General features: G+C 57.8%; 17 protein-coding genes, 1 tRNA gene and 5 pseudogenes. 11 read left to right on the top strand and 12 right to left on the bottom strand.

Going from position 1 to position 25541, the window contains the following annotated elements; all coding sequences use genetic code 11:
• Window positions 1–16 precede the first annotated feature (16 nt).
• The 9 genes and pseudogenes from selA to RHM68_RS26730 all read left to right on the top strand — a co-directional run bounded on the left by selA (window position 17) and on the right by RHM68_RS26730 (window position 9882).
• Complete coding sequence (gene selA, locus RHM68_RS12840) at window positions 17–1447, top strand: L-seryl-tRNA(Sec) selenium transferase (RefSeq protein ID WP_322223540.1); 1431 nt, start codon at window positions 17–19, stop codon at window positions 1445–1447.
• Window positions 1444–3351 (top strand): selenocysteine-specific translation elongation factor, encoded by a 1908-nt coding sequence (gene selB, locus RHM68_RS12845; protein ID WP_322223542.1) that lies wholly within the window; start codon window positions 1444–1446, stop codon window positions 3349–3351. The genes selA and selB overlap by 4 nt, the downstream gene beginning before the upstream one ends.
• A 6-nt stretch (window positions 3352–3357) precedes the next feature.
• Window positions 3358–3453 (top strand) — tRNA-Sec (locus RHM68_RS12850).
• A gap of 47 nt (window positions 3454–3500) precedes the next feature.
• A complete protein-coding gene (locus tag RHM68_RS12855; RefSeq protein WP_322223544.1) occupies window positions 3501–4574 on the top strand; it encodes an AI-2E family transporter in 1074 nt (357 codons plus the stop codon).
• A 293-nt stretch (window positions 4575–4867) separates the two neighbouring features.
• Window positions 4868–6004, top strand: a pseudogene (locus RHM68_RS26715) (PAS domain S-box protein); the annotation flags it as partial.
• A gap of 162 nt (window positions 6005–6166) precedes the next feature.
• Window positions 6167–6634: pseudogene (locus RHM68_RS26720) on the top strand (methyl-accepting chemotaxis protein); the annotation flags it as partial.
• Window positions 6631–8109: a chemotaxis protein CheW gene (locus tag RHM68_RS12865; protein ID WP_322223548.1), complete on the top strand. Its 1479-nt coding sequence runs from the start codon at window positions 6631–6633 to the stop codon at window positions 8107–8109. The pseudogene RHM68_RS26720 and the gene RHM68_RS12865, both read left to right, overlap by 4 nt.
• A gap of 132 nt (window positions 8110–8241) precedes the next feature.
• A pseudogene (locus RHM68_RS26725) lies at window positions 8242–8751 on the top strand (MCP four helix bundle domain-containing protein); the annotation flags it as partial.
• Window positions 8752–9174: 423 nt separating this feature from the next.
• The gene (locus RHM68_RS26730; protein ID WP_416195244.1) at window positions 9175–9882 is read left to right on the top strand and encodes a methyl-accepting chemotaxis protein; all 708 of its coding nucleotides are present in this window, start codon (window positions 9175–9177) and stop codon (window positions 9880–9882) included.
• A 150-nt stretch (window positions 9883–10032) separates the two neighbouring features.
• Here the strand turns inward: RHM68_RS26730 and RHM68_RS12875 are convergent.
• A pseudogene (locus RHM68_RS12875) lies at window positions 10033–10155 on the bottom strand (helix-turn-helix domain-containing protein); the annotation flags it as partial.
• 410 nt (window positions 10156–10565) lie between these two features.
• Here RHM68_RS12875 and RHM68_RS12880 point away from each other — a divergent pair.
• Window positions 10566–11089: pseudogene (locus tag RHM68_RS12880) on the top strand (IS66 family transposase); the annotation flags it as partial.
• Between the two features lie 100 nt (window positions 11090–11189).
• Here RHM68_RS12880 and RHM68_RS12885 read toward each other — a convergent pair.
• Window positions 11190–11630, bottom strand: coding sequence for a GFA family protein (locus tag RHM68_RS12885; RefSeq protein ID WP_322223552.1), 441 nt, complete (start codon window positions 11628–11630; stop codon window positions 11190–11192).
• 121 nt (window positions 11631–11751) lie between these two features.
• Here RHM68_RS12885 and RHM68_RS12890 point away from each other — a divergent pair, with 121 nt between their 5' ends.
• Window positions 11752–12648 (top strand): LysR family transcriptional regulator, encoded by an 897-nt coding sequence (locus RHM68_RS12890; RefSeq protein ID WP_322223785.1) that lies wholly within the window; start codon window positions 11752–11754, stop codon window positions 12646–12648.
• A gap of 1342 nt (window positions 12649–13990) precedes the next feature.
• On the opposite strand, the gene RHM68_RS12895 is transcribed toward RHM68_RS12890, so the two are convergent.
• From RHM68_RS12895 to RHM68_RS12940, 10 genes are all read right to left on the bottom strand, one after another.
• The gene (locus RHM68_RS12895) at window positions 13991–15073 is read right to left on the bottom strand and encodes an IS630 family transposase (RefSeq protein ID WP_322223554.1); all 1083 of its coding nucleotides are present in this window, start codon (window positions 15071–15073) and stop codon (window positions 13991–13993) included.
• A gap of 201 nt (window positions 15074–15274) precedes the next feature.
• Window positions 15275–16132 carry a hypothetical protein gene (locus RHM68_RS12900; RefSeq protein WP_322223556.1) on the bottom strand — a complete coding sequence of 286 codons (858 nt, stop codon included), beginning with the start codon at window positions 16130–16132 and terminating at the stop codon, window positions 15275–15277.
• Complete coding sequence (locus RHM68_RS12905) at window positions 16129–17358, bottom strand: XdhC family protein (protein WP_322223557.1); 1230 nt, start codon at window positions 17356–17358, stop codon at window positions 16129–16131. Before RHM68_RS12905 ends, RHM68_RS12900 begins: the two co-directional genes overlap by 4 nt.
• Window positions 17359–17493: 135 nt before the next feature.
• Window positions 17494–18882: an amidohydrolase family protein gene (locus RHM68_RS12910; protein WP_322223559.1), complete on the bottom strand. Its 1389-nt coding sequence runs from the start codon at window positions 18880–18882 to the stop codon at window positions 17494–17496.
• A 12-nt stretch (window positions 18883–18894) separates the two neighbouring features.
• Window positions 18895–20250 carry a nucleobase:cation symporter-2 family protein gene (locus tag RHM68_RS12915; protein WP_322223562.1) on the bottom strand — a complete coding sequence of 452 codons (1356 nt, stop codon included), beginning with the start codon at window positions 20248–20250 and terminating at the stop codon, window positions 18895–18897.
• 164 nt (window positions 20251–20414) lie between these two features.
• Window positions 20415–21455, bottom strand: coding sequence for a CobW family GTP-binding protein (locus RHM68_RS12920; RefSeq protein ID WP_282479328.1), 1041 nt, complete (start codon window positions 21453–21455; stop codon window positions 20415–20417).
• The gene (locus RHM68_RS12925; protein ID WP_322223567.1) at window positions 21452–22063 is read right to left on the bottom strand and encodes a UbiX family flavin prenyltransferase; all 612 of its coding nucleotides are present in this window, start codon (window positions 22061–22063) and stop codon (window positions 21452–21454) included. The genes RHM68_RS12920 and RHM68_RS12925 overlap by 4 nt, the downstream gene beginning before the upstream one ends.
• Window positions 22060–23445, bottom strand: coding sequence for a UbiD family decarboxylase (locus tag RHM68_RS12930; RefSeq protein WP_282479330.1), 1386 nt, complete (start codon window positions 23443–23445; stop codon window positions 22060–22062). Before RHM68_RS12930 ends, RHM68_RS12925 begins: the two co-directional genes overlap by 4 nt.
• A 133-nt stretch (window positions 23446–23578) precedes the next feature.
• Window positions 23579–24484 carry an amidohydrolase family protein gene (locus tag RHM68_RS12935; protein ID WP_322223570.1) on the bottom strand — a complete coding sequence of 302 codons (906 nt, stop codon included), beginning with the start codon at window positions 24482–24484 and terminating at the stop codon, window positions 23579–23581.
• 4 nt (window positions 24485–24488) lie between these two features.
• The gene (locus RHM68_RS12940) at window positions 24489–25418 is read right to left on the bottom strand and encodes an amidohydrolase family protein (RefSeq protein WP_093222204.1); all 930 of its coding nucleotides are present in this window, start codon (window positions 25416–25418) and stop codon (window positions 24489–24491) included.
• Between the last annotated feature and the right edge of the window lie 123 nt (window positions 25419–25541).

Consider the following 25541-nt stretch of genomic DNA (forward strand, 5'->3'; position numbering starts at 1 on the left):
TTTTCCGGAGCCCCTGATGTCCTCAACGCCCGCCAGTCAAGCCTTGCGCCTGCCTTCCATCGACAGTTTGCTGCGTCATGCGGCCTGCCAGCCGTTGGCCCAGCGTTATGGGCGCGACGCGCTGTTGGCCAGCTTGCGACAACTGCTCGATGACCTGCGCGAAGCCATGCTTTCAGGGCAGTTGGCCGCCGTTGAAATGACCCCTGAGGTGTTGGCAGGGCGGGCCGCTGAGCGTCTTTTTGCTCAACACCGCAGTCAGGTTCGGCGGGTGTTCAATCTCACGGGCACGGTGCTGCACACCAATTTGGGTCGAGCACTGTTGCCGCAGGAGGCCATCAATGCGATGCACATGGCGGCGCGCTACCCGATCAATCTCGAATTCGACCTGCGCACGGGTAAACGCGGCGACCGTGATGACTTGATTGAAGGCTTGATCCGTGAGCTGACCGGTGCCGAAGCGGTCACCGTGGTCAACAATAATGCCGCCGCCGTGCTGCTGACGCTCAATAGCTTGGGCGCGCGCAAGGAAGGCATCATCTCCCGAGGTGAACTGATCGAGATCGGTGGTGCTTTTCGCATTCCCGACATCATGGCCAGGGCGGGGGTGAAGCTGCATGAAGTCGGGACGACGAATCGCACGCACGCCAAGGATTACGAAGCGGCCATCGGGCCACGCAGTGGCTTGGTCATGCGGGTGCATGCGAGCAATTACAGGATCGAAGGATTTACCGCACAGGTGCCCACCGCCGAGTTGGCTGAGTTGGCTCATCGACATGGCTTACCGTTGCTCGAAGACCTGGGCAGCGGCAGTTTGCTGGACTTAACGCGCTGGGGGCTGCCCGCTGAACCGACGGTGCGTCAAGCGTTGCTCGATGGCGCGGACATTGTCACGTTCAGCGGTGACAAGTTACTCGGCGGCCCACAGGCCGGTCTGATTGTGGGGAGGAAGGACCTGATCGCACGGATCAAAAAGAATCCGCTGAAACGCGCTTTGCGGGTCGACAAACTGACCGTTGCAGCCCTCGAAGCGGTGCTCGGGCTGTACCGTGATCCAGACCGACTGGCCGAGCGCTTGCCAAGTTTGCGCCTACTCACCCGTCCGCAGGCTGACATCCTCGCCCAGGCCGAACGCCTGCAACCTTCATTGATGAAGGTGCTGGGTGATGGCTGGAGCGTCTGCGTAGTGCCTGCCCTCGGCATGATTGGTAGCGGCAGCCAACCCGTGGCGCGCCTGCCAAGCGCGGCACTCAGCCTGCGGCCAATAGTCTCCAAACGCCTACGCGGTCGAGAGTTGCTCAAGTTGGAAGCGATGTTTCGCGGCTTGCCGATTCCGGTACTAGGTCGTATCGACGATGACGCTTTGTGGCTGGACTTGAGGCAACTGGACGACGAAGCGGGGTGGCTGGCTCAACTCGGTCATCTGACAGAGGAGGGCGCAGCAGGGTGATTGTCGGCACGGCGGGACACATCGACCACGGCAAGACCTCGTTGCTCCAGGCGTTGACCGGGCAGGCTGGCGACCGTCGTCGGGAAGAGCGCGAGCGGGGCATGACCATCGACCTTGGCTATCTCTACACGGCGCTGGAGCCAGGGGCGGCACTCACCGGTTTTATCGACGTGCCGGGACACGAGCGCTTCACCCACAACATGCTCGCCGGGGCTCAGGGCATCGATCTGGTGTTGTTGGTGGTAGCCGCCGATGACGGCGTGATGCCCCAGACACGGGAGCATTTGGCGATCGTCGAATTGCTGGGCATTCCTCGGGCGATAGTGGCGATCACTAAGTGCGACCGGGTTGATCCCGGCAGAGTGCTGAACGTGCATCAGCAAATGACAGCGTTGCTGGCCTCAGGTCCATTTGCTGGCGCGGCGCTGATTGACGTGTCCAGCGTTACTGGCGAGGGTGTCGAAAACTTGCGTCAGGCGTTGCTGCAAGCCCAGGGTGATGTCTTGCAGCGCAGCACCCATGGCGGCTTTCGCTTGGCAATTGACCGAGCCTTCAGTGTGGCGGGTGCCGGGATCGTGGTGACGGGGACCGCGTTGTCTGGACACGTCGCGGTCGGCGACACGCTAAGCCTGGGCTCCAGCGGCAAACCGGTGCGAGTGCGGGGCCTGCACGCGCAAAATCAGACCACGGACCAAGCATTCGCCGGGCAACGCGTCGCGTTGAACCTGAGCGCCGAGCGTCTGTCACTCGAACAGATTCACCGGGGCTATTGGCTGCTGGCCGAGTGGCTGCATGCGCCGACCCAGCGACTGGACATCGAGATGTACCTGTTGCCCAGCGAACATGCCGCCTTTGAACATTTTCATCCGGTGCATGTGCATCTCGGCACGCAGGATGTGACGGGGCGTGTGGCCTTGCTGGGGGGCCAGAGCCTGGCACCGGGTCAGCGAATGTTTGCGCAGCTTCTGCTGAATAAGCCGGTGCAGGCGGTGAAAGGCGACCCCTTGATCCTGCGTGACTCAAGCGCCCAGCGCACCTTGGGTGGCGGCCAGGTCCTGGACCCGTTTGCACCCACCCGACAGCGCCGCAGCCCCGAGCGACTGGCACAACTGCAAGCGCTCGCCACCCTGGGAACACTGGAAGAAGTGCTACCTGCCTTGTTGGCCAACAGTGACTCAGGGCTTGACCCGCAGCGTCTTGAACGCCAGTTCAACCGAACTCGGGACAGTTGGGTTCTGGCCAATGGCGTAAGGCTGATCGACACCCGGCAGGGGCCTTTACTGTTCAGTTCAAGTCGCTGGTCAGCGCTTAAAGCCCTGTTGCTGAAGCATCTGGCACGCTTTCATGAGCTGGAACCGGATCAAATGGGCCCTGATCGGGATCGACTGCGCCGATTCACTGGCAACATGCTGGAGCGTGCGACGTTTATCAGTTTGCTCGATGAACTCCTAGCCAGTGGGGCCATCGTCACCAATGGCGCGTGGTTACATTTGCCCGATCATCAGGTGCGCTTGAGCGCAGACGACGAACGTTTATGGCAGCACTTGCAGCCGATGTTCGAGCAGGCGGGTTTTGATACACCGTGGGTGCGAGATCTTGGCCATGATGAAATGGCGGTGCGCTTGCTGCTGCGCAAGATGGCGCGCCTGGGCCTGGTACATCAGGTGGTCCGCGACCTCTTTTACACCGACCGGGTACTGCGCCGAATGGCGGCTATGCTGTTGCAACTGGCTGGCGAAAATCCGGTGATTCAAGTCGCTACGTTTCGCGACGCCGTGCAGCTGGGCCGCAAGCGCAGCGTGCAGATTCTCGAATACTTCGACCGGATTGGCCTGACTCGGCGTGTGGGTGAGAGACGCCTGATTCGGCTCGACAATGCACTGGTTCAACCATTCGAGCACTGAGTTCAAGGAAGGCAATCGCGCCCGGTGGCGCGGCCGGGCTTCAAACCCGGTTGGGGACGGCATCCGTTCCCGGGCAGGTTCGACTCCGGCTGCCTTCCGCCATTTCTGATTCCTCGCGCTGTGTAACAGCGACCTATAAGGAGACATCCATGGTGCCCACGCCTATCTCCGAAAAGACATTTTCTCGCGGCCTGCTCGATGTCCTGATACGTGCGGGGCTGATCGCGATACTGGTGCTTTTTTGCTTTGAGATTTTTCAGCCGTTTCGCGACCTGATGCTGTGGTCGGTGATCCTGGCAATCACGCTTTACCCCTTGCAAGAGCGCCTCAGGGGGAGGGCGGGACACAAGGAGGGGCGCATCGCGGCCCTCATCGTGCTGATCGCCATCGCTATTCTCATGGTGCCGATATACCTGCTAGGCACCTCCATCGCCGACTCGGTCGAGCATGCCATGGGTCTGGTTAAAAACGGCGGCTTCCATATTCCAGCGCCGGCCGATTCAGTTGCCGATTGGCCGCTAGTGGGCAAACCACTTTCGGCCCTCTGGCTTCAGGCTTCCAGCGATCTGCCTGGTCTTACGGAGAAGTACATCCCGCAAATTAAAGGGCTTAGCTTGACCCTGCTGAGCAAACTTGCCGGCGTCGGCATGGGATTTCTTACGTTCATCTTTGCCTTGGTCATCGCGGGTTTGTTCATGGCCCATGGCGAGGCTGGCAGCCGGAACGCGGTGCTTATTGCTTCGCGCATCAGCGGCCCGATCAAAGGCCCGAGCATGGCTGTGCTCTGTACTGCAACCATCCGTGCGGTAGCGCTGGGCGTGGTGGGCATCGCCTTCATCCAGATGCTGTTGGTGGGGCTGGGGTTTGTGCTCAAAGGCGTACCGGGTGCCGGGCTCCTGGCGCTCGCGGTGCTGCTGCTTGGCATCATGCAATTACCGGTGACGCTGATTACGTTGCCAGTGATCGTCTTTGTCATCGCAACCGAGGGCGCCAGTACCGGGACGATTGTGTTCTCGATTTATGTGTTCGTCGCCGGCCTGGTAGACAACGTACTCAAACCACTGCTGCTGGGTCGAGGGGTTGATGTGCCTATGCCGGTGATATTGATCGGTGCGCTGGGAGGGATGGTCACCAGTGGGATCATCGGCCTGTTTATCGGGCCGGTGGTGTTGGCTGTGGGGTATCAATTGTTTTGGCAGTGGGTCTTGGAGAAGCAGGAATGAAGTAAATGTTGGGGCGGGGGTTCTCGGATGATGTGACCTTGGGCGGCGATAGCAAAGCGTCATCACCCACGCCGAAAAGTTCCATAACTGTACATTAATAAAAAAATGTACAACTTTTTCTAAAGTTTATAGCATCCCTCATCGATACCTATTCTGAAGCGTTTAATTTCCTGGCCTAGACGTACCCGTCAAGGACACGAAAGAGACGATATCGAGCTTTAGAAGGTGACTACGGTTGCCATTGACCCTCAGGGATGGAGCCCAGCCACTCAAAATACTTTGCGGATTTGCCCATGACCGAACGACTGAATCCTCTTGCCGATCTTTCCCAATCGGGCGCTGATCTAAGCTCGCTGCTGAGCGCCATCGACCGTTCCCAAGCGGTGATCGAGTTCGATCTGCAGGGTAATGTGCTCTATGCCAACCAGAACTTTCTCGATTGCATGGGATACGAGCTTGAGGATATTCGTGGTCGCCATCACCGATTGTTTTGTATGCCCGACTATGCGACCAGCAAAGAATATCTGATGTTCTGGGAGAAGTTGGGCACCGGCAAATTTGACGCCGGTCAGTATCAGCGCCAGGCAAAAGACGGTCGTCAGGTGTGGTTACAGGCAACCTACAATCCGGTCATGGACACCCAAGGCAAACCGATCAAAATCGTCAAATTTGCCAGTGATGTCACTGAAGCCCGCAACCGCAATGCCGAATGGGAAAGCAAGATCGCCGCCATCGAGCGCTCCCAGGCTTTGATCGAATTCACTCCTGATGGCTATGTATTGACTGCCAACAACAAGTTTCTTCAGGCGATGGGCTACTCCCTCGAAGAAGTCGTTGGGCAACACCACCGCATGTTCTGTGACCAGGAACACGCGAACTCTCATGCATACCGCGAGTTTTGGGAGAAGCTCGGAAAGGGCGAATACGATTCAAATGAATACAAGCGCATGAGCAAGGACGGTAATGACGTCTGGATTCAAGCCTCCTACAACCCAATCCTTGATGCCCAAGGGCACACTTACAAGATCGTGAAGTTTGCCACCGATGTGACTGAAACCAAATTGCGCACGATGGAGCATGAGGGCAAGGTCAACGCGATCAACCGCGCTCAGGGTGTTATCGAGTTTGACCTGAGCGGCAACATTCTCTCCGCCAACAGCAATTTCCTTGAGTTGGTGGGGTACCGTGCTGAGGAATTAAAGAAACAGCACCACAGACTTTTCTGTGAGCCTGAGTATGTCAAGACCACGCAATACCGTGAGTTTTGGAACTCGCTGAGCAGTGGCAAATTTTTTAATGGCCGTTTTAAGCGCATCAGCAAATACGGGCAAAACATCTGGATTCAGGCCACCTACAATCCGGTGTTCAATGCCGTAGGTGAGCCTTATAAAGTGGTCAAGTTTGCGACCGACATTACAGCTCAGGTTGAGCTTGAGGAAGCCATCGAAGCCAAGACGCGGGCAATGGACGACTCGGTCACTCGGCTGATGGCCGCGATTTCCGAAGTGGTCAAGACCACCGGTGACGCCAACGATCAGGCGCGCATTACCCAGGATGAGGCACAGCGCGGCTCCCAGACGCTCAATGAAGCGGCGCTTGCGATGGACACCATCGGTAAATCGGCAGAGGACATCCAGGAGATCATCGAGGTGATCAGCAAGATTGCCGGTCAGACCAACATGCTCGCCTTCAACGCCGCGATCGAAGCCGCCCGCGCGGGTGAGCACGGCCTGGGGTTTTCGGTGGTGGCTGACGAAGTACGCAAGTTGGCCGAGAAGTCGTCTCAAGCCACTACCGAAATCAATAAGTTGATTCAGGAAACCGTCCGCCGTATCAAGACAGGCAGCGAAATTTCCCTCAGTGCGGGCAGTGCATTCGAGCGCATCGTTACCGGAGTCACAAAGACCAACAACGCGATGAACACCATCGGAGCGGCAACGCATGAGCAGCAGCATTTGGCAGAACGAGTCTCTGAACTGATCAGAGAACTCAACCGTATCAAGTCGGCTAACGGGTTGGGCGAAGGCCTGAGTACACCCGGTCAGGTTGACGGTGTATGACTGACTCCCGAGCTTTTGGGGTGCTCAAGCTGGCGGAGCTGGAAATCGCCGTTGACGCCCAAGCATTGGAGCAGGTGATCAACTGGCCAACGCGGCTGCAGCCTCATCCGTTGCAAGGCGCTGCTCTGATCGGCATGTTTAGCCTGCGCGGTAAGGCGTTGCCCCTTATCGATCTGCGTTCGTTACTCGGTGAACTCGGTGTTGCCGGAGGCCAGCCCACCGATATGGTCGCCATCATCAATCATCAAGACCGACGTCTGGGCATTGCCGTCAGCGGGGTCAGTGATGTGATGAAAATAGAATCGCGCAACCTGTGTGATCTGAGTGGGGAGGGTGCGCCAGTTGCCCTGCTGCCAGAACTCGCATTGCTGGACGACGACCGGATGATTTACCTGCTCAATCTGGAGGTGCTCTCCAGCTTGCCGCAGGTGCTTACAGCACGCCCCAAAGAGGCTGATCACGTTGCACAGGTGCAGGATCAGTCCCAGACGTTGCATCACTTGCTGGTATTTGAGTGCGATGAAAAACGCTATGCGGTGGACGCTAAAGCTATTACCGAACTGGTCGATCGACCGGAGATGGAGCCGAGCAAATTTGGCATTGATTATTGCTTGGGCGTCACCAATCGCCGCGGCGTTGATGTACCGGCGCTGAGTATCAACCGTGTACTGGGTTTGGAGAGCCCGGCAGCCACGGAGAGACAAGACCAGTTGCTGGTCTTGACCTCTCGAGAGGGTTACCGCATCGGCTTGGCCTACGAGCGCATGGTTGCAATCGTGCGCAAACGAGCCAGTGAAATTCTACCTTTGCCTACGTATGGGCTGCGCGAACCAGCGCTGTTCGCGGGTGTTGTCGGTGTTGAAAACGGCGAGCAAGCGCTGTTGCTCGAGCATCAAGCGTTGCTTGAGCGTCCAGAGACGCTCAGTTTTGCCAAGATCTATCAGGCCAGCCCTCCAGGCCAGGAAGCCGCGGCATCTCGTAACGGTCGGCTAAACCAGACCTGCCTGGTGTTTCAGGCGGCCATGCAGTTCGTGGTGCCACTTGATCAGGTCTTGGAGATTCTTGACATGCCTGTGCGGTTTGCCCGTTTTGCGCAGCGCGAGTCCCACCTGTTAGGCAGCTTCAATCTGCGTGGAGAGCAAATTCCCTTGGTCTGCCTGAGCAGTTTGATTGAAGGCACAGCATTGCCCGAAAGTAATCAGGCGAGGGTGTTGCTGGTCAAAGGCACGCTCGGCAGTTTTGGGCTGGTGGTGAACAGTACCGACTCCATAGAAAGCTTCACTCACCCTGCGTCCGAGCATCCGGCAGGTTGGGAGCACGGCGTAAACAGCAGCGGGTCGGTCAATGGCCGCGTGCGCAGCCTGGTCAGTATTGGTCGAGGTGAGCAGAACCGTTGGATGACGCTGATCAATCTGAGCAGTGTGGTCAAGACGTTGGAGAAGGCACGTGCATCGTCCAGCGAAATGACTCCATAGCATTGACCTATAGCCTCTCCAGCCAAGATCAATTAGGCGTTACCAGTCCCTTAAACTAAATTACGAACAGCGTGATGGCATAAAGGCATCGCCCAGTCCAATCCTTATGGGGTTCATCCCCGAGCTCCGTCCATGAAAAACTCAATTTCCCTGGCCTCACGCATAGGCCTTGGCTTCGCCGCCATCGTGTCGCTGCTCATATTGATCACTGCCGTCGGTATTCAAAGGGTGAGTTTCATCGACTCCACGCTTGAAGACGTCAGCGAGAATGCGGCGAAGGTCCAACGCTACGCTATTAACTTGCGCGGAAGTGTCCACAACCGGGCCATTGCTATCCGTGACGCCGTGTTGGTGAGTACGGCTCAAGACTTGGAAGTCCACCTGAACGAAGTCATCACGCTGGAAAAGGCTTATTCCGATTCGGCGGTACCGTTGGATAAGCTATTCACTGGCGCCGGAGTGACATCGCAGGAGCAGCAATTGCTGCGGGACATTAAAGACATCGAAAAGCAAACGCTGGCGTCCACCCAATCGGTGATTGCGCTTCGTCGCGCGGGTGACATCCCAGGCGCACAGGCTTTGTTGCTGCAGGAGACCTCCGGTGGCTATAGCGAGTGGTTGAAACGCGTTAACGCACTGATCGACTATGAGGAAATTTCGATCAAGACTCAGCTCAACGCGGTACAAGCCACTGCGAGTCAGTTCCGCGGGTTGATGCTGTTGGCAACAGGCATAGCACTGGTGCTGAGCATCATTCTGGCTGGCTCGATTATTCGCTTTGTCAAATCAACGCTGGGGGCGGAACCGACTGAGGTTGCACAGGCAATCCAACGGTTGGCAGCAGGCGATTTGCAACAAACGATCGTTACTGACTATCCAAACAGCGTGATGGGCGTTTTAAAAACCGCCCTGAGTCGTTTGGCCGACACGATTACTGAGGTCCGCACTGCGGCCCAAGAGGTCAACCAATCCTCCTCGCAGCTGTTGGCGGTATCGTCCACCAACAATGCGCAAATCAGCTTGCAAACCCGCGAGGCTGAGCAGGTGTCGACCGCCATTACGCAAATGGCGGCAACGGTGAATGAGGTGTCGGGTTACGCATCCCAAGCAGCCAATGCGACGCGTCTGGCCGATGCTGAAGTTGAAAGCGGTAACCGCCTGGTTGCAGACACCACGCTTGCGATCGAACAACTGGCTAGCACACTGGTCGACACTACCAACACGGTGGAGCAGGTGTCGAAGCACAGCGAACAGATTGAAACGGTTATTGGGGTGATCAACTCCATCGCTTCGCAAACCAATTTGCTGGCGTTGAACGCCGCCATCGAAGCCGCCCGTGCCGGAGAGCACGGTCGAGGGTTTGCTGTTGTCGCCGATGAAGTGCGCTCACTGGCTAACCGCACGCAGCAGTCTACGCAAGAAATTCGCGACATGATAAGCACGCTGCAGAGCGGCACCGAGACCGCCGCTCAGACGATGCGCAACAGTTGCGAGCTGGTCAACAGCACCGTGGCTCAAACGCGTCAGGCACAAAGTGCGCTGTCCAAAATCAGCCAGGAAGTGGGGGCTATAAACCATATGAACGCCCAGATCGCCAGCGCCTCCATCCAGCAAAACGCCGTGGCCGAAGACGTGGCACAAAATATCACCCGTATCCACGGTTCAACCCTGCAGTCAGCCACTGGCTCACGCGAAGTGGCCACGGCCAGCCAAGAGCTAGCGCGACTGGCTGATCGTCTTAGCCAGAAAGTGGCATTTTTCAGGGTGGTTTAAGGGGGCCGGGGCAGGGGCCGTATGCGGTAGTTCTGCCCAAACGCATAAGGGGGATGGCAGCAGTAGCTGCCATCCCAGGGTGCAGACTTCATAGTCGGGGTTTGTTCATTGATCAAAAGGTTAACGTAGGGAGGAGCAGAACACGCGGATGGCTTCGGGCGCTCTGACCCATTTACGGATGGTGTTTCTCGACAGCCCGGTACGCTTGGCTATCTGATGCAGCGAGAGCTTGTCGCGGAAATACATCCGCCGGATTTTTCCCAACATTTCCATGCTGATCACCCTGTGTTCTCCTGCTCGAAAAGTGAGCAGAAGCAGTTGAACACCTGGGTCAGTTTTCAGTCGGCAGAACAGCCTCTACTGGGTCAGTTTTCGGTCAGCGGCAACAGTTCATGATCGGCTGCTTGAAGCCTGGAGCGGCTCGGACGATGACGACGATCCTTATTTTATTGAAGAGACTGAGGCGTCGTCAGAGCTGACGGTTGGCTGGCGGAGAATGGAGCACAGCCTGCAATTTGAGTCTCGACTGGCGAACCCTCTGGTGGGGTCGATCCTGTCCATGGTTTTCGATGGCATTGAAGACTTGCGTTCAACGGACGATCGATCAGCCATTGTCATCGCTGGCGTTGGCCAACCGATCTCATCATTTCAGCGAGGGCGGGTGTTCCAAGACGAAGAGACAATGGCATGCGCGCCGTAAGTTCTTCGACTTGCACGCGACCAACAAGAGCCAGATCGCCGAAAAAGCGCTGCACTACATTGCGGCTTTGTATGAAGTTGAACGAGAGGTACGCGAGCTGGAACCGGGTGTCCGGCAGCGAATACGACAGGAAAAAGCAGCGCCGATCATCGACGCACTTCATACCTGGATGATCGCCGAGAGGCAGCTTGTGCCTGAGGGATCGGCCATCGCCAAGGCGTTGGATTACAGCCTCAAACGCTGGATAGCGCTGACGGTGCTGTGCCCATCGATAACAACTGGTGCGAGAATCAAGTCCGGCCATGGGCTCTTGGGCGCAAGAACTGGCTCTTCGCAGGGTCGTTACGTAGCGGTAAACGGGCGGCGGCGATTATGAGTTTGATCCAGTCGGCGCGGCTGAATGGGCATGATCCGTATGCCTATCTGAAAGACGTTCTCACGCGCCTACCGACGCAGCAGGGGAGTGAGATTGCGGAGCTGCTGCCACATGAGTGGGCGCCAGTTTAACTGCGCAAGGCAGGTTCACCGGACACGAATATTGTTTGCTTGGGACAACATTCACAAGGAGCCCACTGTATAGGGTTTCAAAAAGGCAACGCAGCTGCGCTTACTTATCCCCGGCTCGAAATTGAGACATCAGTGCTGGATAATCCTGCGGATCCGGGAGTGCTTCATAACTGACCGATGCCCCGGTCGTCACCCAAGGTAATTTCTCTCTCGTCCAGGTTTCCATGAAGGGTAGGTAGTGCTGCGGGTTTTCCAACAGGCTACTGCGCGCACCTACATAGTCGTCGACTCCGGCGGGCCGTGTGAATAACCAAGTCAGGCAGTGTGCGCAGAAATAGTGGCGAGTCGGGCCATGTAGACCACCGAGGACAGTTTCGCCTTGGGTTACTGCGAAGGCTGCCGCGGGGAAAAGTGCCGTCAGAGAAAATGCGCTAGCGGACATTTTTTGACATCCAACGCAATGACAAGCAGTAGTCATGACAGGTGGGCAATCGCTCTCAAAAGTTACATGTCCGCAACGGCAGGTTCCCGAAAATGTCATGAGCTTTATCTCGTGGTGCGCGAATGGGCGCTGGATGGGCAAGGTGGGTTTAGGGAAAGCATGCGCGAGTCTGGGTATGATTGAAACTAATCAAACTGACCTAGCAGCTCATAGGAAATGTATGAATACACCGCAGCTTCATTGGGAAACTCAACGCGTTTTTCTGGCAGTCCTGAGAACTGGCAGCCTTTCCGCCGCTGCAAGAGCACTGGGCGTGGCGCAAGCCACAGCACGACGCCGTATAGACGAACTGGAGCGAAGCGTCGGGATGAGCCTGTTTGTTCGCTCGCCAAAGGGGTTGATGCCCACTGACACTGCGAGAGAGCTGGTTGGCCATGCGGAGTCCATGGCTTTAGCCGCCGAGGCATTCACCCGTGCCGCTTCCGCCAAAGCCAGCGTGCCAGGAGGTACCGTGCGCTTAACAAGTAGTCGTTTAATGGGTGTTGAAGTGCTACCTCTTCTGTTGCGAGATATTCGTAGCGCGCATCCGGAATTGGAGCTGGAACTGAGCGTCTGCAATCGCCAAGAAGATCTGGCAATGCAAGAGGCCGATGTCGCGGTACGAATTCACCGCCCAACCGAGTCTGCGGTGGTGACCCGCCACGTAGGGGATCTTCGGTTAGGGCTTTACGCAACCGAAGAGCTGGTAGCGCTGAATGGCGCTCCTCGCCATGAAAGCGAATTAGAAAAGTATCCGCTGATTGGCCCGGATCGCAATCTGACGGAGCTAGCTTTCTTGGGGAAGCAGGGCTACTTTTGCAACGCGGAACGCGCGGTCATTCGTACTGACGATCATCTGGCCCAATTTGCGGCGCTAAGGGCGGGACTGGGGATTGGAATGTGCTCTAGCCAGTTGGCGAGTCGCCATGGGTTGGTGCGAGTGCTACCGAAACTTGTCGATTTTAAAGTAGGTGTATGGATTGCAATGCACCAAGACCTCCGGCGAGTAAAACGTATCGCATTGGTGTTCGATACCTTGGCGCAATCGATGTCGCGGTTTCTGAGAGCCTCCGAATAGCCGTTATAGCTAGAAACTGCACGTCGAAAATCATAGGTTCTGGCCGAATACTACTTGTCGGCGATTAGTATTATTTAGCTAATGGCTCTAAATGTCGTAGGTGACTTCGCCAGACGCTTACCTTGCCTCGGCAAACTCGGCAAACTCGGCAAAAGAGACTTGAGGGATCGCTGTCGGGAGAGCCCGTCGGGTTGAAAATCTCGCCAAAATTTCGACCGGAAGTACTAGTCTGACAATCCCGACGGGAAGAGAAATTGATGCTAAGGCATACGGTTTTGAAGATAAATGAATTCTACGGCATACGATTTGAAAGAAGTTTGGTGCTACGGCATGTGATTTTGAAGGAATGCTGATGCTAAAGCATAAGTTTTTGAAGTAAAAGTCAGGTCTGGGCATACATGTACCTGAGCCATCAAGCGGGGATCGGAAGCATCAGCCATGGACTATACTTTTTCCCAATATCGTCGGCGGTATGGTTGCGTAGACGTGTAGACCAACGAGATCTCAGGCTTCCTTTCATCCAAATGGATAGATGTGCGAGGTTTGGAAGTAAATGCAACCTAAAGCGTACAGAAAGGGAAAAGCTTTCGGAGATTTGAAGGAAACGGGGTTTAAGGCGTACTTCCTCCAGATTCGGCGATTGGGAGGCAATCTAGGGTTCTTTTTACTTCAGAGCACTTCGGGCCGAAGAAAAACTTAACGTCGTGTCCGGGATTAGTTGACTACTACAAATAATGTATATTATTTAACAAGTGGGCGATGTCAAATGTTCATAAGTTGCTCGGAACCGTACCCTGCTCTAGGCATATGGTTAATGCCGTTACAGAATGTTCATAGATCTATGTTCATGGAAGTAGGCCTGCGACTTCAAACGCGGCTTCTAGAGAGCCTACGATCCCGAGTTTTGTGAGGGGCGCGGTCGGATTGTTAGCGCCTATGCGAAACTGGCCCACCCCTGCGAAGAAAAACTTACCCGTCTGAGATAACGTCGTAATCTTTCGAGGCATGTAATTCCATGTTCACGTTGATGGTGGTGGTGTAGCAACAGGTCTGGATGAATGCGGCCTGGGTAGGGAATCGATACGCCGCCCTGGTGTATCGAGATCTATCCGGCGTCAGCTGCGATGGCATGACTGTGGTGACGCCAGAGGTTCGAGCTGTCAGCGAGCGGGGAGGTTACACGTTGGTGCGTAGTTTATGCGGGGCGGATCATTACGTGGTTGTGTCTGAGCTACCCGAAGGAAGCGTTGCCTGAGCCTGATCATGGTGTGTGCGCTGAAGATATCTATCCCTGGAAACACCGAAGAGGGTTCTGAAGGGTCGCTGTGCGTAGCCTGATGCCCTACGAGGTAGCCATTGCAAAACGCCGTGCCATCGCCTCTCGTGCACGCTGGATCTTGCGCAAGATGTCTTCACCTTTTGCATTCCAGACGTATCGGCTTGGCTGAGCATTGTGTAACGCTAAAAAAGTGGTCATGGAGCTGGCCAATTCACGTGTCGAACTGAAGCTGCCATCACGTAAGTAAACGGTGATATCTCGGAAGAAGCGTTCAACCATGTTCATCCAGGAGCTTGATGTCGGGGTGAAGTGCATGTGAAATCGCGGATGTCGCTTGAGCCATTCCTTGACCACCGGATGCTTGTGCGTGGCGTAATTATCCACGATCAAGTGCAGTTGCAGGCCCTTGGGGGTTTCCCGGTTGATCCTTTTCAGGAAGGCCAACCACTCCTGATGTCGGTGTTGAGTTTCAATGCTGCTGATCAGCCGACCTTGCAGATAATCCATCGCCGCAAACAGCGTGAGCGTGCCGTGACGAACATAGTCATGGGTTTGTGTACGGATATGACCGATACCCAATGGCAATCCGGGCTGCGTGCGCTGCAAGGCTTGAACCTGGCTCTTCTCATCGCAACAGAACACCAGGGCTTTATCGGGAGGCGCCAGATACAGCCCGATGACGTCCCAGAATTTCTCTTCGAAGTTCGGGTCATTGGACAGCTTGAAGGTGCGTGCCAGGTGCGGTTTTATGTCGTTGGCGGCCCATATCCGCTGGACGCTGGCCGGTGAAATGCCGGCGACTCGAACCATGCTACGACAGCTCCAGCGAGGCTGACCGATACGCGGCTGAGTGACTTGCTCAAGGGTTCGCTTCAACGCTTCGGCCGGCAAGGATGGCTTGCGACCTCGTCCGGGCAGATCCACTAGGCCTTGCAGACGCAGCGCTTGAAAACGCTTGCACCAGCGAGTGACTGAAACAACGGAGAGACCGGTCAGTTGGGCAATCTCGTTGCGCGAGCAGCCTTGAGCCGCCAGTAAAATCACCCGCGCCCGACGACCGTCACGCTGACTGATCGTGGCTGATCTTAGGCGCCGACTCAGTTCAATGTGTTCCTCTTCACTGAGCGCGATGTTCTGAGAATTCATGTGATCACTCCAAGCACTGACTGACCACAGAAGCATAGCTCAGGCTAGAAACTTATTTCGGAGACAGGACACTAGGTTGGCGCACTTTCCATGTGCATTGTCGATGCGCGGAGTCCCACGCATCGGTGCGGTTATTATCCATGGAGTGGATAAGCTCGATGCAATTGTCTGTGAAAGACAGCGTGCCTTCCGATTGGAGGCTTACAGATGCCATTCCAAGTTCAGAAACGGCGTATTGGCCTCAGTGCCAAGTGTGTTGGCAGAGTTGTTGCCGAACTTGTTCTTCCAATATTCGTAACCCACCCCGGCAAAGAAAGTATTTTTCTTGCCGAAAGTGAGCTCACCCACGTCCACGAGTAAGGAGGCGTGCACGAGCGTCTCGCTCACGGTGTCGTTACCGAAGCCGTCCTTACCCTTGGGCGGGACGAAGTTGGCAAAGCCCTTGAACTTGAGCGGTACCGTAGCGAGATGGAATGGAATGTCCCAGGCGGTTTCCAGGTAATAAGTGTTGTTGAAGCGGATATCGTGCTCCTGGGCGAACGACAGACCATTGTGGTTGCTCTCGGAGCGGTACATCACACTCAAGTCCCAGAAGCCCGGCACATCGAAATTGATCGTCGGGCCGATGACGAGCATGCGTTTTGCCGGCGCGAAGGTAGTGTTTTTGGTGTTCCAGTCGAGGCCGCCCGAGAGTGACCAGTCCCGAACGGGCCCCCACTTATAGTCCTGACCGGAAATTTTGTTGAGTGAAAGTTGATGGCGATACACCACGTACACCTCGGTAGCGCCGTTGTCTCCACCGTTGGCTGGATCGTTTATATCGGAAAACAGCGCCTGTAAGTCGAAGAAGTTGCTGCCGTATTTGTATCCATCACTATGAGTGAACTCAACTATATTCTTGGTAATCGGACCATTGATACCCGGCTCGGCGAATCGAGTGCCATATAAGTAACTGATAGAGTTGTCGCTCCAATCGGCTGCTTGCACTGAAGTGGTCGCGCTCAATAATAGAGCACTTAAGGCAAAGGTGTGGCGGACGAGCAACTTATGGTTATTCATCTTATATTTCCTTGAGTAGTCGCCAATTTCAGATGAAGGGCTGTTTTTTTATATTTGCCTAAATTAACTGCTGCCGCTTCTACAAGCTGTTCACACACCAGCAAGTCCACCTGATGAATCGGCTTGCTCCGATGCTTCAGCATCCCGCCGTTACGCAGATTCAGCACTGCCGTCATCTCCGCCAGATTCGAGAGCGCCACGCTTTCGGGTGCATCGCCGCCAAGGTCCAGGCCCATTGGGTAGTGCAACTGTTGGAACGCATTCAGCACCGGCGTGTGTTGGCGAATGTCGGTCAACAATCGCCCGGTACGCTCTCGGGGGCCGAGTTGGCCGATGTAGGCCGGTGTGGCTTGCAGCAAATGGCCGAGCCAGTGACGGTCCTGGCGGTAGCTGTGAGTCATGACGGCCACCGCGGCGCCCTCGATCAGCGGTCCGAGGACGAAGGGGGTGTCCAGGTTCGAGCAAATCACTGCATCCGCCTGCGGGAATCGCTCGAGCCGGGCAAAGTGGCTACGGCTATCGACGACGCTGACGTGCCAGCCCAGCAGTTTTGCCATACGCACCAGCGGCTGGGCGTCGTGGCCAGCACCGAAGATTACTAGCCGCGGGGGCGGGGCGACATACTCGAAAAACACTTCGATTTCGCCACGGGCATCGGTGTAGAGCCGCAAGGATGATTTTTTCTCGGTGAGGGTTTTGCGAAGGTCTTTGCGGATAGTGGTTTCGAGTGCTGGGTGTCGAAGAGAGGGCGCTGCGTCCGACAACACCCGATCACCGACCCGTACCAACGCATTGCGTGACGTGGCGATGATGGTCGCCATGGCTGCGGGTTGCCGGCTGTCGCGCACCTGCCGCAATAGTTCGATGGCCGGTGACGGGGTTTTCGCGCGCAGGCGTTCGAGCATGATGAATACCGTGCCGTTGCAGCCGAGGCCGAAGGTCAGATTGCTGTGTTCGTCGTCTTCATCCGCGGTGGCGCCAGTGCTGTAGCGGCGTACCACCGGCTGGCCGGAATCGGTCAGCCACCACGCTTTTTTTGCCAGATCCTGTTCCAGGCATCCGCCGCTGACGGTGCCGATGGTGCGGCCGTGGACGGGGATGAGCATGCGTGCGCCGGGTCGACGGTAGGCCGAACCTTCGACCTTGACCACGGTGGCGAGGATGGTTTCTTCGCCTTGCCGGGCGGCGGTTTCAATGGCTTGGAGGAGGTCGTTGAGGCTGGACATAGTGTGTTATCCCGAAGATTGCTGCTGATTCTGTAAGAGTCGGCTTGCTGGCGAGGGGCCCTTGAACCTGGCACTGGCCTTCCGACCACCATCGCTGGCAAGACAGCTCCTACAGAGGTTGTATTGGCGCTTGGATCAGTCGTCGACCTGCATCAACTGCTGCACCCCATCCCACGCTTCAGCGCGCATGCGCTCCAGATCCAGTCCCGGTATCACTCCGTCGTCAACCACCAACCTTCCCCCAACCATGCTGTACCGCACGGCAATCGGCTCACCCGCGACCACCGGCGCCAGCGCGATATCGTGGAAACCAAAGAAACGCGGATGATCAAGGCCATAGATCACCAGGTCCGCCGCTTGCCCGACTTCCAGTGTGCCGACCGAACCCAACCCCAATACCTGCGCGCCTCCGGCCGTACCCCAATGAATCACGTCTTCAGCCGTGGTGGCCGACGCCCCTTGCTCTGCACGATGGATCAGCCAGGCGGTATGCGCTTCACCGACCATGCTCCCGGACTCGTTCGACGCCACACCATCCACCCCAAGGGAAATCGGCACGCCCGCGTCGTACATTTGTGGCACTGGCGCGACGCCGCTGCCCAGCCGCGCATTGCTGACCGGACAGTGGGAAATGCCGGTGCCAGTTTGAGAGAGCATGCGGATTTCCCCCGGTTGCAAATGCACCGCGTGGGCGAACCAGACGTCTGGGCCGAGCCATTCGTGTTCGGCGACGAATTCCACCGGCAGGCAGTTGTACTTCTCACGGCAGAAGTTGACGTAGTTCTGAGTCTCCGAAAGGTGCGTGTGCAGCCGCAAGCCGAGGCCGCGCGCGGTGTGAGCCAGTTCCCGCAGCAAAGTCGGTGGCAGGGAAAAGGTCGGTGTCGTCGGCGCGACCACAACGCGGCGCATCGCGTCCGGGGTGTCCTGGTGGTACAGCGATTTGAGCCGTTCGATGTCGCCGACCATTTGGTCCAGCGTCTCAGGTTGCAGCGCGGTTTTCGAGAAACCCGGATGCGCGCTGGCCGACTCTAGCGCGCCGCCTCGACACAGCACGAAGCGCATGCCGAATTCATCCGCCGTGTCGAACAGCGAATCCCCGCTCTCGGTGGAGCCGTTGGCGTGGTAGAGGTAATGGTGATCGGCGCAAGTCGTGACGCCCGACAGCAGCAACTCGGCCATGCCCAGCCGAGCGGCGATCCGCGTCAGTTGCGGGGTAAACCGGTTCAGTCGCGGGTAAGGCACACTGGCCAGCCAGCCTTGCAGGTCCTGATTCAAACCTTCGGGAACAGCTTTAAGGAGGTTCTGAAACAGGTGATGGTGGGTGTTGATCCACCCCGGATAGACCACCGAATTTCGGGCGTCGATTACTCGCTCGCCGGGTTGCGCAACCAGGTTCGCAGCCATTTCGGCGATGCGACCGTTGACGATGCGAATGTCGACATTGCCGGCTCGGGCACGGGGGCCGCGCAGGCCGGTCATCACTGCCAGCGGGTTTTTGATCAGGATGTTTTGAAGTTGAGTCATGGGCTACTCCAGTCAGAGGCTGTGGGACGCAGACTTGGTGGCCGTGCTGTCGGAAACGCTGACGTCGTTGAGCGTGGCGTTGAGCAACACCGACACCAGGCAGGCGATCACCACGCTGCTGTGCAGGAACGGCTGGCACCACTCGGGCATTTGCTTGAACAGCGTCGGCGCCAGCACCGGCACCAGGGCGGCGGCGATGGTGAAACCGACGATCAGCACATTGAAGCGATTGCGCTCGTAATCGACTTTGGCCAGGGTCTGAATGCCTGCCGCGGCGACTACGCCGAACATCGCGATGCCGGCACCACCCAGCGCGGCCGTTGGCATCGAGGCGATCAAAGCCCCGGCCTTGGGCACCAACGCCACGGTGCACATCAGCAAGCCGCTGATTGCCACCACCCAACGGCTGCGAACACCGGTCAGGATCACCAACCCGACGTTTTCCATGAAGGCAATAAACGGAAAGGCCGCGAACATGCCGGCGATGGTGCTGGCCAATCCATTGGCGCGCAGGCCGTTGATGACTTGTTTTTCTTCCACCGGGTTGTCGACGATGTCGCCGATGGCCACGAACAACCCCATGGACTCGACCATCTGCACAATCATCACCACGACCATGGTGGCGATCGGGATCAGGCTAAACGTCGGCAAACCGAAGTAGAACGGGTAGGGCACGGTGAGCCAGGGCGATTCCTGAACGCTGTGAAAACTGCCCATGCCCAGACCGTAAGCTAGCCCCGCGCCCACCAGCATGCCGACCAATACCGCCATGTTGCGCATTAGCGGGCTGCCGTAGCGGTTGACCAACAGGATAGTCAACAGCACCACGGCGGCCACTGCGAGGTAGGACGGGGCGCCGAAATTACTGGCATTACGCCCGCCACCGACCCACTCATAGGCAATTGGAAACAGCTGCAAGCCGATCACGGTGACGATGCAACCGGTGACCACCGGCGGGAAGAACCGCCGTAATCGACCCACGAACGGCGCGGCGAGCATGGTAAATATCCCCGCGCCGATCACCGCCCCACAGACCCCGGTGAACCCCACGTCCGGGTTGCTGCCGATGGCGATCACCGGGCCGACACTGCTGAACGCCACGCCCTGGAGAATCGGCAATCGCACACCGAATTTCCAGAAACCCACGGTTTGCAACAAAGTGGCGATGCCGGAGCAAAACAGCGTGGTGCTGATGAGCACTACGGTATCGGCCTGGGACATTTTCAAGGCGCTGGCGACAATCAACGGCACGGCGATGGCGCCGATGTAAGAGACGGCCATGTGTTGCAGGCCGAGGGTGAGCATTTGCCTGACCGGCAGAATCTGGTCGACCGGGTGGACGGTGGAGACGGTAGTGGCTGACGACATGGTGAATCACCTCTTGCTGTTTTTGTGCTGTAGAGAGGGGTATTCGTTCTGATGCCAGGCAGCGACGGTTGCTCCCACAGGGTTTGCGTCACTCGCGGCCTGGTTTCAGGCATTTCGTTCTGTGCGCCCGGAACCGCCATCCACCGATTCCGATGCCGTTTTTTTCAACCTGCCAGGCAGGCGGCAAAACCCTGGTTCAGTGCTGCACGGTCCAGGTCGCGGCCGATGAACACAATCTTGCTGGAGCGTGGTTCATTGCCCCACGAGGTGGAAGCGCGGAACTCGACCAGGCTGTGAACGCCTTGCAGCACATAACGTTGGTCCTGATCCGCGACCGACAAAACGCCTTTCATGCGATAGAGGTTGTCAGCCTGCTCGGTGCGCAATTTGCTGATCCAGCGATGGAACGCTCCCAGGTTGACCGCGCCGTCCACGGCAATGCCGACTGAGGACACGCTAGGGTCGTGCTCATGGTCCGGTTCATCGTGATGATGTTCGTCGGCGTGATGGTCATGCTCCGAACCGATCTCCATCAGCTTCTGAGTCGATTCAAACGCGCCGATGCCAAGGACTTTCGTCAGGTCGATCTCGGCATAACTGGAGGTGACCAACTCCGCCGTGGCGTTCAAGCCGCGAATCTTGCCGCGCAGCGCCTCCACGTCTTCGGCGCTGACCAGATCGACCTTGTTGATCACAATCCTGTCGGCGCAGACGATCTGATCTACCGCCTGGTTGTCCACGCCATCGAGTTGCAAATCCTCCAGATGCTGGGCGATGTGCTTGGCATCAACCATGGTCACGATGGCATCCAGTTCCACTTCGTCGGCAATCGGGTCATTGATGAAAAAGCTCTGCGCCACCGGGTACGGGTCGGCCAGGCCGCTGGTTTCAATCAGAATGTGATCGAGCCGCACCGGGCGCGCCACCAGTTCGCGGACGATGCGCACCAGATCCTCGCGAACCTCGGCGGTGCAGCACACGCAGCCGTTGACCATCTCGTAGATTTCTTCGGTCTCGGAGCTGAGCACCAGGTCGCCATCGATGCCGACTTCGCCGAATTCGTTTTCGATCACGGCGATCTTGCGACCGTGGTTTTCCTTGAGGATGTAGTTGAGCAAGGTGGTTTTACCGGCGCCGAGAAAGCCTGTGAGGATGGTCACCGGGATTTTGCGGTTCGGGGTCGGTTGGTTGAATGAACTGTTCATACGAGCTCCTTCTGTGTTGCTAATTGGCCGGTGGTTGCTGTGCCGGGTTCACCCCAGCGCAGCGCGGTCCCGGCGTCGAGGCCGAACAGGTCGAGGACACGGCCAAGGCTGTGATCGACCATTTGCGAAAGGTTTTGCGGGCGGGCGTAAAAAGCCGGTACCGGCGGGGCGATGATTCCGCCCATCTCGGTGACGGCGGTCATGTTGCGCAGGTGGGCCAGGGTCAGCGGGGTTTCCCGGGCCATCAGCACTAGGGTGCGACGTTCCTTGAGGGTCACGTCGGCAGCGCGACCGATCAGGCCCGATGAAGTCCCGTTGGCGATCTCCGCCAATGTGCGCATAGAGCACGGTGCGACCACCATGCCCAGGCAACGGAACGAACCGCTGGCGATCCCGGCGGCCACGTCGTCGGCGCGGTGGTAATGGCTGGCCAGCGCCGTGACGTCCGCCAGTTTGTAGTCGGTTTCATGGGTCATGGTCAGCAACGCGGCACGGCTGATGATCAGGTGGCTTTCGATGTTCAGCTCGGCGAGCAACTCCAGCAGACGCACGCCGTAGATGAAACCCGACGCGCCGCTGATGCCGACCACCATGCGCTGGCGGTTCATGACTGATAGCTCTTCAGCAGGTTGTGGGCACGTTCGACCACGTCCTGATCCAGTTGCGCCTTGATCCCGTCGAACCCCGAGCCGCGCGTGGCATCCAGCCCCATGCGCGAGGTGGTGCCGTTGACCGAGGACGAGGGGTCCAGTGGACTGCCGGGCAAACCGTCGATGACGAAGATGTCCTGATGCGGCTGAAAGTGGGTGGCCAACCCCCACAGCACCTGGCTGTCGTCGGTGATGTCTATGTCGCTGTCCACCGCGATTACGGTTTTCAGGTACGGGTCCCAACCGAGCAAGGCCAGCATGATCTGCCGCGCCTCGCCGTCGCGGCTTTGATCCAGCGCCACGTAGCAATGAAAGTGCGTCCCCGAGTTCGGGTAATGCACGGCGGTAACGGCGGGGAAACGCGCCTTGAGTTTCTCACTCATTTCCGCTTCCCGTGGCAGCCGTGCCAGGGTCAGGTGTTCGGCGTAACGCCCGCCAACCACGTCGATCAGCCAGGCATTTTTGCGGCGCATCAGGGTGTCGATGCGCAGCACGTTATTGGTCGAACGGTCCGAGGAATAGCCACTGAATTCGCCGAACGGACCTTCCTCGGCATAGGCCGTCGGGTCGATGGCGCCTTCCAGCACGAACTCGGCATACGCGGGGACGCCGATGCCGTAACGCGGAGTCTTGACCAGTTCCAGCGGCGCACCGAACAGGCCGCCCGCCACCGAGCGTTCATCGCTGCCGAAGGGCAACCGCGCGGCAGCGGCGAGCATGAACAGCGGATGCGCGCCGACCACCATGGCCACACGCAACTCTTCGCCACGTTCCCGAGCGGTTTGCAGCATGCGCCACAGGTGACCGCGCGAGTGCAGGCTGGTGGCAAGGGTCTGCCGGGCATGGCGCATCGAGCGGTGGTAGCTCATGTTGGCGATGCCGGTAACCGGGTCTTCAGCAATGATGATGGCGTTGGTAATGTAAGGGCCGCGATCACTGTCGAAATGCTTGAGCATCGGAAGCAACGCCAGGTCCACGGCTTCGCCTTCGAAGATTTCGTCGAGCACCGGTCCGGTTTCGACGTAGCGCGGCGGGATCGGGTTGTTGGCGCGAGCCTGGAAGGTTTCGTGCAACTGCTCCGGGGAAACACCGAAGATCCGCGCGATGCGGGTCCGGCACGCAAACAGGTTAGTCGCCACGGGTACGCCGAGTTGACCGACCTTTTCGCAGATCAACAACGGTTCGCGACCTTGGGTGGCCAGGGCGTCGACCAGGGCGGTGACGTCCTGATCGGCAGAGAGTTGTTCCTGAACAGTCAGCACATCGTCCGGGTATTGCCGGCGATAGGCGTCGATGAAATCGTGGAAATCCTGGGTGTCGCCGAGCGTAGAGAGGGTCATGGTTTCACCTCGTAAAAAGCAGGCGCACAGGGCTGAGGGTGACGTTCGATCGACAAGCCGTTGGCCTGCCGGTCGATCGAACGCCGGTTCATCTGTGCGCCTGAAAGGTCGCTGTGCTCTTGTTTTAAAAAGCCTAGAGGTACGTCGTAGTCAGACGAATGTCCGCCTCGATCAGGTCCTTGGGTGGGGGTGTCGGTTCGATGCCGCACAACCGGGCGATGTTGTTGCCCAGGTAGTCCTCAAGGTGATCTTCATCGATGCCCAACCCCTGCGGTGCCGGCGAACACAGCACTTCGAGTTCGCGCAACCACATGCCCGGTTCGTTCGGCGGTGAGTCGGTGCCGAAGACGATCTTGTTGCGCGGCAGATCCTTGGCGAACTCGACGATCCGGGACTGGAAGCACCAGCCGGATTCGCAATACACATTCGGCGTGTCCATGGCCATCCAGAACGCTTCGAAAGAGTAGTTGCCGCCGGTCTGGATGCCGAAGTGACCGATGATGAAGTTGACCATCGGGAATTCGCGGATGATCGGGTAGAACATCGTCGGGATGGTGTACGGACCGTCACCCGTGTGGATCAGCACCACGATGTTGTACTTGGCGCAGACTTTCATCGCCGGCCGTAGCCAGTCCAGTGCCCTGTCGGGACGATAGCCGTGCATGTTGGCGTGCAGCTTGAGCATCTTGAAACCGTATTCCTTGATATGAAACTCCAACTCTGCCGCACCGTTTTCCGGCCCCCAGCGCGGGTTGAAGTTGAAGTTGCCGATGAACCGATCCGGGTACTTTATGCACAGTTCGGCGATGTACGACATGTAGTCGCGCACGCCTTCGCGGCCCCGCCGGTTGCCGTCGCGATAACCGGTGTTTCCCGGTGGCGGCTGGATGAAGCCCATGTCGATGCGGCGCGGTTTACCGTTGATCATGTACGGGCCGTCCATCAGTTTGAGCATGCGCTCGCCGGTAAACGGTTCGCCGGTGTGGCGCCAGGCCTCATCGACCAGGTTGGTGGGGTGCAGATGGGTATCGATAATCATCGGTTCAACTCCTGGCCAGTTGGGTAGTGACAGGGCGCTTCAACTGCGCCTCGGCTTCGGACACGGAACGTGGCGGCGGGGTCGGTTCGAGGCCGATCATCCGTGCGGTGTTGTTGCCCAGGTATTCTTCGAGGGTGTCCTCGTCGAGATTCAGACCTTGCGGCGGCTCATGACAGAGCACTTCCAGCAGGCGCAGCCACATGCCCGGCTCGTTCGGCGGGGTGTCGGTACCGAAGAGGATTTTGTGGGTTGGCAAGACCTTGGCGAATTCGACGATCCGCGATTGCAGGCACCAGCCCGATTCGCAGTAGACGTTGGGTAGCTCCATCGCCCACTGCATCGGTTCGAACACATAGACACCGCCGGTCTGCACACCGAAGTGCGCCATGATGAAATCGACGTTAGGGAATTCCTTGATCATCGGCACCCATTCAGACGGGATGCTGTACGGCCCGTCGCCGGTGTGCAGTTTGACCGGAATGCCCAGCTCGGCGCATTTCTCGAAGGCCGGACGGACCCAGTCCAGCGCACGGTCCGGGCGATAGGCGTGCATGTTGGCCTGCATCTGGACCATCTTGAAGCCGTGTTCCTTGACGTAACGTTCAATCGCCTCGACACCGTTTTCCACGCCGCAGCGCGGGTTGTAGACGAAGCAGCCAATGAAGCGATCCGGGTACGTCTGGACCATCTTCAGCGTGTAAGCCATGTAGGCGTCGATGGACTCGCGGCCGCTGAGTTCGCCGTCGGTCCAGGTGTAAATGGTGTTGCCTTGTGGCGGCTGGATGAAGGCTTTGTCGATGCGGCGAGGTTTGCCGTTGACCATGTACGGGCCATCCATCATCTCCAGCAGACGCTCGCCGGTGAACGGGTCACCGTCATGCCTCCAGGCGAGGTCCACCAGGTCGGTGGGATAGCAACTGATATCGATGATCATTGAAGTCGATCTCCTGATAGCGGGGAAGGGAACCTTGCGGTTCGCAGCAGCCACGTCCCGGGCAATCGGCCATTTCTATGCGCACTGCTGCGCATTCCCTCGCCTGGTCGCACCCGGCCCGGG

The sequence above is a fragment of the Pseudomonas sp. DC1.2 genome, from assembly GCF_034351645.1.
Lineage (GTDB): Bacteria > Pseudomonadota > Gammaproteobacteria > Pseudomonadales > Pseudomonadaceae > Aquipseudomonas.

What these genes read in the sequence shown, in the direction of transcription:
- selA (WP_322223540.1), top strand. Translation starts at nt 17, where the DNA reads ATGTCCTCAACGCCCGCCAGTCAAGCCTTGCGCCTGCCTTCCATCGAC.
- RHM68_RS12855 (WP_322223544.1), top strand. Translation starts at nt 3,501, where the DNA reads ATGGTGCCCACGCCTATCTCCGAAAAGACATTTTCTCGCGGCCTGCTC.
- RHM68_RS12865 (WP_322223548.1), top strand. Translation starts at nt 6,631, where the DNA reads ATGACTGACTCCCGAGCTTTTGGGGTGCTCAAGCTGGCGGAGCTGGAA.
- RHM68_RS26730 (WP_416195244.1), top strand. Translation starts at nt 9,175, where the DNA reads ATGGCGGCAACGGTGAATGAGGTGTCGGGTTACGCATCCCAAGCAGCC.
- RHM68_RS12885 (WP_322223552.1), bottom strand. Translation starts at nt 11,630, where the DNA reads ATGACATTTTCGGGAACCTGCCGTTGCGGACATGTAACTTTTGAGAGC.
- RHM68_RS12890 (WP_322223785.1), top strand. Translation starts at nt 11,752, where the DNA reads ATGAATACACCGCAGCTTCATTGGGAAACTCAACGCGTTTTTCTGGCA.
- RHM68_RS12895 (WP_322223554.1), bottom strand. Translation starts at nt 15,073, where the DNA reads ATGAATTCTCAGAACATCGCGCTCAGTGAAGAGGAACACATTGAACTG.
- RHM68_RS12900 (WP_322223556.1), bottom strand. Translation starts at nt 16,132, where the DNA reads ATGAATAACCATAAGTTGCTCGTCCGCCACACCTTTGCCTTAAGTGCT.
- RHM68_RS12905 (WP_322223557.1), bottom strand. Translation starts at nt 17,358, where the DNA reads ATGTCCAGCCTCAACGACCTCCTCCAAGCCATTGAAACCGCCGCCCGG.
- RHM68_RS12910 (WP_322223559.1), bottom strand. Translation starts at nt 18,882, where the DNA reads ATGACTCAACTTCAAAACATCCTGATCAAAAACCCGCTGGCAGTGATG.
- RHM68_RS12915 (WP_322223562.1), bottom strand. Translation starts at nt 20,250, where the DNA reads ATGTCGTCAGCCACTACCGTCTCCACCGTCCACCCGGTCGACCAGATT.
- RHM68_RS12920 (WP_282479328.1), bottom strand. Translation starts at nt 21,455, where the DNA reads ATGAACAGTTCATTCAACCAACCGACCCCGAACCGCAAAATCCCGGTG.
- RHM68_RS12925 (WP_322223567.1), bottom strand. Translation starts at nt 22,063, where the DNA reads ATGAACCGCCAGCGCATGGTGGTCGGCATCAGCGGCGCGTCGGGTTTC.
- RHM68_RS12930 (WP_282479330.1), bottom strand. Translation starts at nt 23,445, where the DNA reads ATGACCCTCTCTACGCTCGGCGACACCCAGGATTTCCACGATTTCATC.
- RHM68_RS12935 (WP_322223570.1), bottom strand. Translation starts at nt 24,484, where the DNA reads ATGATTATCGATACCCATCTGCACCCCACCAACCTGGTCGATGAGGCC.
- RHM68_RS12940 (WP_093222204.1), bottom strand. Translation starts at nt 25,418, where the DNA reads ATGATCATCGATATCAGTTGCTATCCCACCGACCTGGTGGACCTCGCC.